The organism is Prodigiosinella confusarubida (assembly GCF_002847015.1).
Taxonomy (GTDB): Bacteria; Pseudomonadota; Gammaproteobacteria; order Enterobacterales; family Enterobacteriaceae; genus Prodigiosinella; species Prodigiosinella aquatilis.
This window is the reverse complement of the sequence record NZ_CP025085.1, coordinates 2,637,121-2,649,293: the sequence shown is the minus strand read 5'-3', so window position 1 is coordinate 2,649,293 and position 12,173 is coordinate 2,637,121. Positions and strand designations below refer to the sequence as shown.

At 48.6% G+C, this 12,173-nt stretch carries 7 protein-coding genes and 1 pseudogene; 3 read left to right on the top strand and 5 right to left on the bottom strand.

The genetic code is table 11. The annotated features are described in order from the left end of the window. Positions 1–41: 41 nt before the first annotated feature. Together CWC46_RS12025 and rlmKL are read right to left on the bottom strand one after the other, a co-directional pair. Positions 42–1,961 (bottom strand): ABC transporter ATP-binding protein, encoded by a 1,920-nt coding sequence (locus tag CWC46_RS12025; protein ID WP_021016327.1) that lies wholly within the window; start codon positions 1,959–1,961, stop codon positions 42–44. 5 nt (positions 1,962–1,966) lie between these two features. Next, positions 1,967–4,084 carry a bifunctional 23S rRNA (guanine(2069)-N(7))-methyltransferase RlmK/23S rRNA (guanine(2445)-N(2))-methyltransferase RlmL gene (gene rlmKL, locus CWC46_RS12020; protein ID WP_021016328.1) on the bottom strand — a complete coding sequence of 706 codons (2,118 nt, stop codon included), beginning with the start codon at positions 4,082–4,084 and terminating at the stop codon, positions 1,967–1,969. A 96-nt stretch (positions 4,085–4,180) separates the two neighbouring features. Between rlmKL and CWC46_RS12015 the strand changes: the two genes are divergently transcribed. After that, the gene (locus CWC46_RS12015) at positions 4,181–5,290 is read left to right on the top strand and encodes a YcbX family protein (RefSeq protein WP_021016329.1); all 1,110 of its coding nucleotides are present in this window, start codon (positions 4,181–4,183) and stop codon (positions 5,288–5,290) included. Here the strand turns inward: CWC46_RS12015 and CWC46_RS12010 are convergent. Next, a complete protein-coding gene (locus tag CWC46_RS12010) occupies positions 5,287–5,850 on the bottom strand; it encodes a cell division protein ZapC (protein WP_021016330.1) in 564 nt (187 codons plus the stop codon). The two genes, CWC46_RS12015 and CWC46_RS12010, sit on opposite strands and share 4 nt — an antisense overlap. 161 nt (positions 5,851–6,011) lie before the next feature. Continuing rightward, entirely contained in the window at positions 6,012–7,019 is a 1,008-nt protein-coding gene (pyrD, locus tag CWC46_RS12005) for a quinone-dependent dihydroorotate dehydrogenase (RefSeq protein WP_021016331.1), read from the bottom strand. A gap of 247 nt (positions 7,020–7,266) precedes the next feature. On the opposite strand from pyrD, the pseudogene CWC46_RS23645 reads away from it, so the two are divergent. Continuing rightward, positions 7,267–7,594, top strand: a pseudogene (locus CWC46_RS23645) (ABC transporter permease subunit); the annotation flags it as partial. Positions 7,595–7,673: 79 nt separating this feature from the next. Here the strand turns inward: CWC46_RS23645 and pepN are convergent. Next, positions 7,674–10,289, bottom strand: coding sequence for an aminopeptidase N (gene pepN, locus CWC46_RS12000; protein WP_021016332.1), 2,616 nt, complete (start codon positions 10,287–10,289; stop codon positions 7,674–7,676). A gap of 590 nt (positions 10,290–10,879) precedes the next feature. Between pepN and pncB the strand changes: the two genes are divergently transcribed. After that, positions 10,880–12,085 (top strand): nicotinate phosphoribosyltransferase, encoded by a 1,206-nt coding sequence (gene pncB / locus CWC46_RS11995; RefSeq protein WP_021016333.1) that lies wholly within the window; start codon positions 10,880–10,882, stop codon positions 12,083–12,085. The last annotated feature ends 88 nt before the right edge of the window (positions 12,086–12,173 follow it).

Below are 12,173 nucleotides of genomic sequence, written 5' to 3'. Positions count from 1 at the left end.
ACCTGACACAGAGGCGACGCCAGGCCATCTGCTGCTAAAGATTAGCCGTTCTTTTGCGCTTCAAGTGATTCCCAGCGTTCAAAACAGGTTTCAAGGCTCTGCTCTGCCTTCGCCAGCGCGTGCAGAACCTGCTGGGTTTCGTCATACGAACGACTGAAGAAGCCAGAATCACTCATTTGTCGCTGTAATGAACTGATTTCCTGCTCAAGTTCCTCAATCTGCTGCGGCAACAGCGCTAACTCGCGCTGTTGGTTATAACTCAATTTACCAGAATACCGTTTGGCGGGTTGTGCGGCGCTGGTTGGCGCGTCGCTTACCGAGGCAGCGGCAGCAGGCACAATAGCCGGGTTACGTAGCGGTATAGTTTCAGCACGTTGCTGTTGTGCATCATAATAACCACCGACATAACGACCTATAACGCCGTTACCTTCAAAGATCCAGCACTCGGTCACCGAATTATCCACAAACTGTCGATCATGACTGACCAGCAAGACCGTACCCTGATAACCTTCAATCAGCTCTTCCAACAATTCCAGCGTTTCCACATCCAGGTCGTTGGTAGGTTCATCTAGAATCAACAGGTTGCTGGGTTTTAAAAACAGGCGGGCTAACAGCAGCCGGTTGCGTTCTCCGCCAGATAACGCTTTCACTGGCGTCATAGCACGTTTGGGATGGAACAGGAAGTCCTGCAAATAGCCTAATACGTGACGTGAGCGGCCATTAACCATCACTTCCTGCTTACCTTCCGCCAGATTGTCCATTACCGTACGTTCCGGGTCTAATTCCGCACGATGCTGGTCGAAATAGGCGACTTCCAGCTTGGTACCGCAATGAATTCGTCCACGAGTGGCCTGTAACTGGCCCAGCATCAGTTTCAACAGCGTAGTTTTGCCACAGCCGTTTGGCCCCACCAACGCGATCTTATCACCACGCTGTACCTGCGCCGAAAAATCGGTTACCAGTACCTTCCCGTCTACCTGATAGTGCACATTTTCCAGCTCAATCACAATTTTGCCGGAACGGGCCGCCTCTTCAACCTGCATTTTAGCAGAGCCCATCACTTCACGACGCCCGGCCCGCTCTTGACGCATCGTTTTCAATGCTCTAACCCGACCTTCATTACGAGTACGCCGCGCTTTGATGCCTTGACGAATCCAGACTTCTTCCTGAGCTAACTTACGGTCAAACTCCGCATTCTGCAGATCTTCAACCCGCAACGCTTCTTCTTTGCCCAGCAGATACTTATCATAATCTCCTGGCCAGGACACCAGCTTGCCGCGATCCAGGTCAACAATCCGGGTCGCCATGTTGCGAATAAACGATCGGTCATGTGAAATGAACACAATGCTGCCCTGAAATGTCTTGAGGAAACTTTCCAACCAGTCAATGGTTTCAATATCCAAATGGTTAGTGGGTTCATCCAATAACAGCACTTTCGGTGAGCTAACCAATGCCCGTCCTAATGCGGCTTTACGCAGCCAGCCGCCGGACAGTGCCGACAACGGCATATCTGCCGACAGCCCCAGTTGCTCCAAAATTTCGTTGATGCGATCTTCCAACTGCCACAACCCTTGATGTTCCAGTACATCCTGAATTTTCGCCAACTGGTTGAGATTCTTTTCACTGGGATCGGTACTGATCAACCGTAAAACGGTGTGATACTCTTTCAGGTATCCGGCCTGCTCTGCGACGCCTTCCGCCACGAAATCAAACACAGTACCCTCCACATCGCGCGGTGGGTCTTGTTGTAGACGCGCCACAATCACATCCTGCTCATACACCAGACGGCCATCATCCAGTGGAACTTCCTTGGCTAAAATCTTCAACAGTGTCGATTTACCGGCACCATTACGCCCGACCAGGCAAACACGCTCATTTTCTTCAATATGAAGTTCGGTGTTATCCAACAACGGGGCATCACTGAACGACAGCCATGCGCCCGATAAACTGATTAATGACATTGTGGTTACTTTTCCTCTCCGGCATGTTGTAGCAGCCAGCAGTTGTGAATCTGACGATTACGAGCAAAATCCTGTGATAACGTGCGATCAGTAATCTCTTTTGCGACCAATCCCGCGGCGGCCAGCCCCGCCACATCCATCTGAAAACCACGCTTATTGTTAGAAAACATGATCGTGCCACCACGGCGCAGCAGACGTTTCAAATCCCGCATCAGCACCAGGTGGTCGCGTTGTACGTCAAATGTATCTTCCATACGTTTAGAATTAGAGAATGTAGGTGGATCAATAAATATCACGTCAAACTGTTCGTGGCTTTGGTGCAGCCATGTCAGACAATCTGCGTGTACCAAACGGTGCTGACGTCCGGTCAAGCCATTGGCACGCAGATTCTTCTCTGCCCATTCCAGATAGGTTCGAGACATATCCACCGTAGTGGTGGTGCGTGCGCCACCCAGCCCGGCATGCACGCTGGCACTGCCGGTATAGGCAAACAGATTTAAAAAATCCTTGTCTTTGCTCATCTCACCCAGCATCTTGCGGGCGATACGATGATCGAGAAACAGGCCGGTATCCAGATAATCCGTCAGGTTCACCCACAGCTTGGCGTTGTACTCCTGTACCAGCAAGAATTCTCCTTTCTGCGCCAGTTTGCCATACTGGTTTTTACCTTTTTGGCGCTCACGGGTTTTCAGCACCAACTGATTGGCAGGCACATCCAGCACACTCAGGGTCGCATTTATCACATCAAAAAGACGTTGACGGGCTTTTTGTGCATCAATGCTTTTGGGTGGTGCATATTCCTGTACGACTACCCAACTGCCATAGCGATCCACCGCCACATTGTACTCCGGCAGATCGGCATCATAAATGCGATAACATTCGATACCTTGCTGTTTTACCCACTTATCCAGTTTGCGCAGATTTTTTTTCAGCCGGTTGGCAAAATCCTCCGCCATCGTCGCAACAGAAACACCTGAACTTTCGGCCAACTGATAGTTTTTCTGCACACAATCCAGCGGACCGTTTTTAGCCTTAAACTGGCGGTCGGCCCGCAGTTGCAGACAGCTCAATAACTCCGGCGATGCACTGAATAAGGAAAGCTGCCAACCACCAAATTCACTTTTCATCTTACGGCCCAGCATATTATGCAGGGCAATCAGTGCCGGTTCACTGTCTAAACGTTCACCGTATGGCGGATTACTGAGCACTACACCTTTCGGTCCTTGCGGCAACGGATTCTGTAACTGTGCCGCGTCTTTCACCTCAAAAGTGATCAATTCGCTGACACCAGCCCGCCGAGCATTCGCTCGCGCTATCTCAATCACCCGGCGATCACTATCCGAGCCAAAAAACCGGGAAGTAGTGGCTTGTAGCCCTTGCCAGGCACGATTTTGTGCGGCCGTTGTCACATCCTTCCACAATAAGGCATCGTGTTTCTGCCAGGCCAAAAAGCCCCAGTGTTGACGGTGCAAACCCGGCGCACGATCCGCCGCCATCATGGCAGCCTCAATCAACAACGTGCCGGATCCGCACAGAGGATCCACCATCGGCATACCCTGTTCCCAACCGGAACGCAGCACAATTGCCGCCGCCAGATTTTCTTTCAGCGGAGCCTGCCCGGCCATTTCACGATAGCCGCGCATATGCAGACCATCACCGCTCAAATCCAAAGCCACGTTAGCCGTTTCACGCTGCAGAAAGACGTTAATACGAATATCCGGTTGCTGCCTGGCCACATCCGGACGTAGCCCACTCTTACGAGTAAAACTATCAACGATGGCGTCTTTGACTTTTAACGCACCGTATTGGCTATTACGAATCTCATCATTAGTGCCGGTAAAATGCACTGCAAAGGTTTTATCGACACTGAAAATGGATGACCAGTCCACCGCCTGAACGCCCAAATAAAGATCAAGATCGCTGTAAACCTTAAATTCATTCAGCGGCAGCAGAATGCGCGATGCCAGACGGCTCCACATCAAGCTTTGGTAAAGCAGGTGATCGTCACCTTGAAAATGCACTCCTCCTTGCACCACACTACAGGCCTGGGCGCCCAGCGCCTCAAGTTCGCTTTTTAACAATTCTTCCAGCCCACGCGCAGTGCTGGCAAACAGAGAGTTCATATCGACGCTATCACTTTAAAGAAAATTGAGGCGCATTATAGCTAATCCCCGCGGGTTGTCATAAAGTTGCCGCTTTATCTCGGCAAGGAATATTCCGTGATCAATTTAACTCGGCTCTTTATTCACCCGGTAAAGTCCATGCGGGGCATCCAGCTTTCGCACAGTATGGTTTCTGACAGCGGCCTGGCGTACGACCGCATTTTCATGATCACAGAAACCGATGGAACATTTATTACCGCCCGCCAGTTTCCTCAACTGGTATTGTTTACTCCGGCACTGATGCAGGATGGCATCGTCATGGCCGCAACAGATGGACAGAGTATCGATATCCGGTTTGATGATTTCACCCATGCCCCGCACCCCACCGAAGTATGGGGTAACCATTTTCAGGCGCTCATTGCGCCCGAACACGTTAATCAGTGGCTCAGCGCGTATCTGCAACGCCCAGTGCAACTACGCTGGTTGGGGCGCGATCTCTCCCGACGAGTGAAACGTCATCCGGAAATTCCACTGACATTTGCCGACGGCTACCCGTTTCTTTTAATCAATGAAGCCTCTTTTGACGATTTGCGCCAGCGTTGTCCGGCAGGTATTAAAATTGAGCAGTTTCGTCCCAACTTAGTTATTACCGGCGCGGCACCTTTTGCTGAAGACAGTTGGCAAACCCTCCGCATTGGTGACGTTATTTTCGATGTCGTAAAGCCCTGTAGCCGCTGCGTACTCACTACCGTTAGTATAGAGCGCGGACGTAAACACCCGGCGGGTGAACCGCTCGCCACACTGCAAAAATATCGTACCGCCGAAAATGGCGATGTCGACTTCGGTCAGAATCTGATTGCCCGTTCCCATGGCATTATTCGTGCAGGTGATGAAATAGAAGTACTGGCAACCAGACCACCAAAACCCTATGGGGCCGGGGACATCGCAGCGCATTTGTCGATACCTCAACAAAATACACAGACAATAATCATTGATTATCAAGGACAAAAATTTCAAGGGAACAACCAGCAAATTCTACTGGATCAGTTGGAGCAACATGGAATTCGTGTTCCTTACTCCTGCCGTGCCGGGTTGTGTGGGTGTTGTCGTCTCACCTTACAGAATGGTGAAGTTTCAGCGCTGAAAGATAGCGCTATCGGACCTGATGGAACCATCCTGTCCTGCAGTTGTATTCCGCAAAGCAATATCCAGTTGGGAGAACTCTAAACAGCACGAGCATAACCCGTTGATGGGGATGACATAGCCACGGTTTCCTCATCTACTGGTGACAACCGGTCATGCATGATTTTTATTGCATCTCCCATCATCATGGTTTTGCCACTTAACGCGACCTGTGCTTGTACCAGCAGGCACAAGCTGGCTTTATCTCCCGCCTCAACGATCATAAAACTGGCCTGTTCGTGGTTGTCATTAAGCACAACCTGAACCAGATCGCCCGTTTGTGGACAATAGCTTTTCATCTCCTGTTGGGCAAAGTACCAGCTTTTTGGCATCAGTGGCTTCAGGAAACGGTTTGCCACCAGCGCGTTCAATACCAGTTCGGCTTTTGCTTCGTGGCTGATATTCATACACTGGCACTTTTCGTGATAAGTAAAAAATAATGCCGCATCATCCACACAAAAAGCGCTTTCATTAAACGCATCAGGTGTCAGCATGCTGGCTGGAAAACGAGAGCGGAATATTATGCCATTGGCAAGATCAAGCATTAACCGCTCATGTTCAGTATCAAAATACCAGCGCCAATTATCGTCAGGTGTGAATTTCATCGGATTACCTTTAATTTATCCTCACCACTATCTGCTGAATAATTACTGCTTCCAGAATAATCAATCAGGCAAGGTTCTGACGTATTTTTATACAAGCAAATAAAATATAGACTAGCCGGGAGAATAAATAAACCCCCCCGGCAATAATGAAAGGATAAAAATCAGATATAAGTAACGATATCTTTAATCAAACGTGGTCCGTGAAAAATAAAACCACTATAGATCTGAATCAGTGTTGCGCCCGCCACCATTTTTTCACGGGCTGAAATCAATGAATCAATTCCTCCCACACCGATTATTGGTAATCGTCCATTTAATTCCAGCGACAAACGTCGGATAACTTCCGTACTGCGAGACTGAAGGGGGAGACCGCTTAATCCTCCCGTCTGACCACAATGATTCAGCCCCTGGATCAATTGACGATCCAATGTCGTATTCGTCGCAATTACGCCATCTATATTATGCCGAACCAAACTGTCTGCAATCTGGATCAATTCATCATCAGAAAGATCCGGCGCAATTTTTACCGCCACAGGAACATATTTTTGATGACGTTGTTCTAATTCCGACTGCTTATTTTTTACAGACTGTAACAGATCATCCAATGCATCGCCGTATTGCAGCGTTCGTAATCCCGGTGTATTGGGAGAAGAAATATTGATAGCAATATAACCGGCATGAGAATAAACCTTATCCATGCAGATCAAATAATCTTCTTTCCCTTGCTCTACCGGCGTATCTTTATTCTTCCCGATATTGATGCCTAATACACCACCAAAGCGAGCTTTTTTTACGTTCTCGACCAGGTAATCAACGCCACGGTTATTAAACCCCATACGGTTGATTAAGCCTTCCGCTTCCACTACCCGAAACAGACGAGGCTTATCATTGCCCGGCTGCGGGCGTGGTGTCACGGTACCTACTTCGATATGACCAAATCCCATAGCACCGAGTGTATCAATACACTCACCATCCTTATCCAGACCGGCAGCCAGCCCCAGCGGATTATTAAAAGACAATCCCATACAGGTAACGGGTTTGGTGGGAACAGACTGACGGACTAAAAGCTCCAGTGGCGTGTGGGCGATACGATGCAATAGTTGGATGGTAAACTCATGAACTCGTTCTGGATCGAACTGAAATAACACATTACGAATGAGGGGGTACATGAACTCTCCTGAATTCCCAGTAGCAAACCGGGGGCAGATTATCAGCTATCCAATTCGGAAAGGGAATTGACCTGAGGCAAAAAGGACTGAAACAACGCAACCGTTTTCCTTTTCCAGGAGGACATCCCCTTCCTTATGCTATTTTTGACTTTAAATTCCATAATAGATCATTTTAAAAATAAGCCACTCTCTAACAACAAATGCATTGTTACCACAATACCGATGTCGCATAACATGCCGGACCAGGATCCCACAGGAGATCCTAGGGTTTGGCATTAGCCAGCGCACCAGGGTTTTTCTGGTTGCTCTGGGTACGCTGTTTCCGGCCTATTTGAATACTTAGTATCGTATCCCCGTGATCTGGAGCGTGGATCGCTTAACATGGCTCATAGCTACAGACGATCCGGGTTCAGCCTTTTCTGACAGATGGTTCTTCCCGGAACCCTGCCATCAATCATGACAGGCGTCGCGTTGTACTTGGGTTGATGTGACTAACATTGATCGTAGCAGAAACCATTTTGGCTAGTTCCAGCATCGGCTATATGGCAATGAGCACCCGTGAATTTCTGCAAACATTACTCATGCAACCCAAAGCAAAGACCCACCGCCATCGGCGGTGGGTCTACACACTATTTCGGTCATGTAAGATAATGCTTACGCTTCCAGTGCCTTGTTAATTTTCTCGAACAAATCCCCAGACAGATTCTTCAGCGCTTTCAACTCTTCCAGTGCCTGACGCATCAATGCCTGACGAGAAACGTCATAACGTTTCAACCGGATTAATGGCTCGATTAAGCGCGACGCCACTTGTGGGTTACGGGTATTGAGATCAGACACCATCTCCGTCAGGAAACGATAACCACTACCATCAGCCGCATGAAAAGCCGATGGATTGCCGGAACAGAAGGAGCCGACCAGCGCACGTAACCGATTCGGGTTATTCAAGCTGAATGAACGATGATTGAGTAATTCACGCACTCGACTCAAAACATCTGCATCCGGACTGGTTGCTTGCAGTGTGAACCACTTATCCATCACCAGACCATCCTGGTGCCAACGTTCATCAAACGCCGCCAGCAACGCCCCTTGCCCCGGCAATTGAGCGGTTACCGCCGCAGACAACGCCGCCAACGAGTCTGTCATATTATCCGCCTGCTCAAATTGAGCCGTAACCAGGTGATCTGCTTGTGCTCGATCCGTAAACGCCAGATAGTGCAGACACACATTACGCAATGCCCGTTTGCCCATATCCGCCTGTTCTACACGGTATTCTGGCATATTGTTAGCCCGGTACACTGCCAGGCACTCATCTGCCATTTCCTGCGCCAGCGCCTGAATCATGGCATGACGAACGGCGGCAATCGCTTCTGGATCAATAATGTCAAACAACTCAGCCATTTCATTTTCGCTGGGCAGAGTCAGGATCTGCGATGCCAACATCGGATCCAGTTTGTCATCCAGCAAAACCCCCCGGAAAGCGTCAACCACATGCATCGGCAGGGAAAGCACCTGATGTTGCTGATAGCGAGCCACATTCAGGCGAATGTAGTTGGTCAGCAGACTTTGTGCCGCATCCCAGCGGGAAAATGCATTGTTGGCGTGACGCATCAAGAATGTCAGTTGTTCATCACGCCAGGCATAGTTCAGTTTGACCGGTGCCGAAAACTCTCTTAATAAAGAGGGGAACGGCTGACTGGACACACCATCAAAGACAAATGTCTGCTCCGCCTGTGTTACGTTCAGCACCGAAGCCACTGGCTGTCCGTTTTGCAATAGAGGGATAACCTGCCCTGCCGGGCCGTACAGCTCAATATCCAGCGGAATATGCAACGGCAGCTTTGGCTGTTTATCCACACCGACTGGCGTCATCTGGCTAACATGCAACTGATATTTTTCGCTGCCAGCATCATATTCGTCCCGAATAGTCAGAATCGGCGTTCCCGACTGACTGTACCAACGACGGAACTGGGAAAGATCAACATTCGAAGCATCTTCCATCGCCTGTACAAAATCATCACAGGTCGCTGCGCTACCATCGTGCCGCTCAAAGTAAAGTTGCATACCAGCCTGAAAATTCGCCTCACCGAGCAATGTATGCATCATTCGGATCACTTCAGCCCCTTTTTCATACACAGTCAGGGTATAGAAATTATTCATTTCAATCACCTGGTCCGGACGAATTGGATGGGACATTGGGCTGGCGTCTTCGGCAAACTGAGCACCTCGCATCACCCGTACATTATCAATACGGTTGGTCGCGCGTGAACCCCGATCGGAACTGAACTCCTGATCGCGAAACACCGTCAGCCCTTCTTTCAAACTGAGCTGGAACCAGTCCCTACAGGTAACGCGGTTACCCGTCCAGTTATGGAAATATTCATGGCCAATCACCGCTTCAATATTGAGATAATCCTTGTCGGTAGCCGTTTCCGCCTTTGCCAATACATATTTGGAGTTGAAGATGTTAAGTCCTTTATTCTCCATCGCGCCCATATTGAAGAAATCTACCGCCACAATCATATAAATATCGAGGTCATACTCCAGACTGAACCGGGTTTCATCCCATTTCATGGCATTTTGCAGTGAGGTCATGGCCCAACCAGCACGATCAAGGTTGCCGCGATCAACATACAGTTCCAGCGCCACTGATTTTCCTGAACGAGTAATGAAGCGATCCTGTAGGACATCGAAGTCACCAGCGACCAGGGCAAACAGGTAGCACGGTTTCGGGAACGGATCCTGCCACTTGATCCAGTGACGACCATTATCCAGATCACCCTGTGCGATACGGTTACCATTAGAGAGCAAATAAGGATAGCGCGTCTTATCAGCACTGATGCGGGTAGTAAAACGAGCCAGCACATCCGGACGATCGAGGTAGTAAGTGATATGACGGAAACCTTCCGCTTCGCACTGTGTACACAATGCCTCCCCGGACTGATACAACCCTTCCAGCGCACTGTTGGCTACAGGGGCAATTTCAGTTTCAATCCGCAGGGTGAAACTTTCTGGTAGCTGGCTCAGTTCCAGGCCGTTATCCAGCAAACAGTAATCAGACCACTGCTGATCATTGACATGGACACTAACCAGTTGCAACCCTTCACCATCCAGTGTTAATGGCACCCCTTTTTTACCCTGTAACACCACCTGACTGACAGCAATCACCCGTGTCTTTTCCGGATGCAGATCGAAATCCAGTGCGATATCAGTGATGGTATAATCCGGCGCACGATAATCATGCCGGTGTTTTACTTGTGGTTGTTGGCTCATAAATCTTTACCTTATGACATGCAGTAATAATGACGGGTATGTTCGGTTTCTGACCTGCTTGAGACATCAGATGCGTTCATCATCAACCGCCATGTGCTGATATCCGGTGGCAAGGCATCAATGCCTGTGCCAGGACCGATTCAGTAAACCGGGGTAAACAACAGTAAACAAATACCGGAGCAGCAGGCGCAATAGATTATTGTATAGTGTGATGCTTTATCTGCCCCATATACTTTCACTATCCATCTGTTTTATGTGCAATTCCGATACTCAAACAAGGCTTCGCCTTGTTAACGGAAAGTCTCTGCCAGAATATAATCCAACATGATGCTCGAGTGTGTTCATCGTATTTGGCGAACTTTTCTTAGTTTTTTGTTTAGTATAAAAAACATTTAATTTCAATCACTAATGTTAAATATAACATAAAATCAGACACTTTTTTGTCACAATCGCACATTTGAATCTCGCGTTAAAGTCCCCATTATGATGTGATAGCGCCATTAAATAGTAAATGGATGATCAAGGTCTTTCTGGAGCTGATGATTATCATGACGGTAAATACGCGTCTAACGAGGATGCTGTAACGCATTATGACTTTACACACTTCCCCGATATTGACCTCATTGCTTGATACCGATGCTTATAAACTACATATGCAGCAGGCGGTATATCACCACTATTTTGATGTGGATGTGACGGCTGAATTTCGCTGTCGTGGCGATGAGTTACTGGGGGTCTATGCAGATGAAATCATCGCTCAAGTTGAGTTGATGAGCCAGCTGGCGCTAAGCGAGGAAGAATTCAACTATCTTTCCTCTCTGCCATTTTTCAAATCCGACTACCTAAATTGGCTGAAAACCTTTCGTTTTAACCCGCAACAGATCCGTGTAAAAAACCATCACGGCAAATTAGATATCCGTATTACCGGCCCCTGGCGTGAAGTGATTCTCTGGGAAGTGCCACTGTTGGCAGTGATCAGTGAAGTGGTTCACCGTATCCGTTCACCGGCTGTTACTGTCGATGCCGCACTCAAGCAGTTACATCATACTCTGGCGCATTTTCGTGCTAGCAGTACAGATATCGATCTTAGCCATTTCAAACTGATGGACTTCGGTACCCGTCGTCGCTTCTCCCGCAAGATACAGCAACAGATAGTAACTACTCTGCAGGCAGAATTTCCTTATCTGATTGGTACCAGCAATTATGATTTGGCACGTCGGCTAGCACTGAACCCCGTCGGCACACAAGCCCATGAATGGTTCCAGGCACATCAGCAAATTAGCCCAACGCTGGAAAATAGTCAGCGTGCAGCACTGCAAGCCTGGCTTCAGGAATACCCCGACCAGCTAGGCATTGCGCTGACCGATTGCATTACCATGGATGCATTCCTGCGAGATTTTGATGGCACCTTTGCCCAACGTTATCAGGGACTGCGTCATGATTCTGGTGATCCAATCGCCTGGGGAGAAAAAGCGATTGCCCATTATCAAAGATTGGGTATCGACCCACTAACTAAAACACTGGTGTTTTCTGACAGTCTGAATCTTGATAAAGCGCTAAAAATTTACTGCCACTTCTGGCAACGCATCAATCTGATTTTTGGTATCGGAACCCACCTCACCTGTGATATTCCCGGCGTAACTCCGCTGAATATCGTGATTAAACTGGTGGAGTGTAACGGTAAACCCGTCGCCAAACTGTCTGACAGCCCTGGTAAAACCATCTGTCGGGATCCAGCGTTTGTCAGCGCTCTACGTAAAGCATTTGACTTGCCATTGGTCAAAAAAGCTTCATGAAATTTGTTGGTCTGTCATCGTATTGACTAATGTTTAATCCAGCAGCGCCGGAATTGCACAAAACTTATTGCATTCCGGTGATTTCTGC

What these genes read in the sequence shown, in the direction of transcription:
- CWC46_RS12025 (WP_021016327.1), bottom strand. Translation starts at nt 1,961, where the DNA reads ATGTCATTAATCAGTTTATCGGGCGCATGGCTGTCGTTCAGTGATGCC.
- rlmKL (WP_021016328.1), bottom strand. Translation starts at nt 4,084, where the DNA reads ATGAACTCTCTGTTTGCCAGCACTGCGCGTGGGCTGGAAGAATTGTTA.
- CWC46_RS12010 (WP_021016330.1), bottom strand. Translation starts at nt 5,850, where the DNA reads ATGAAATTCACACCTGACGATAATTGGCGCTGGTATTTTGATACTGAA.
- pyrD (WP_021016331.1), bottom strand. Translation starts at nt 7,019, where the DNA reads ATGTACCCCCTCATTCGTAATGTGTTATTTCAGTTCGATCCAGAACGA.
- pepN (WP_021016332.1), bottom strand. Translation starts at nt 10,289, where the DNA reads ATGAGCCAACAACCACAAGTAAAACACCGGCATGATTATCGTGCGCCG.
- pncB (WP_021016333.1), top strand. Translation starts at nt 10,880, where the DNA reads ATGACTTTACACACTTCCCCGATATTGACCTCATTGCTTGATACCGAT.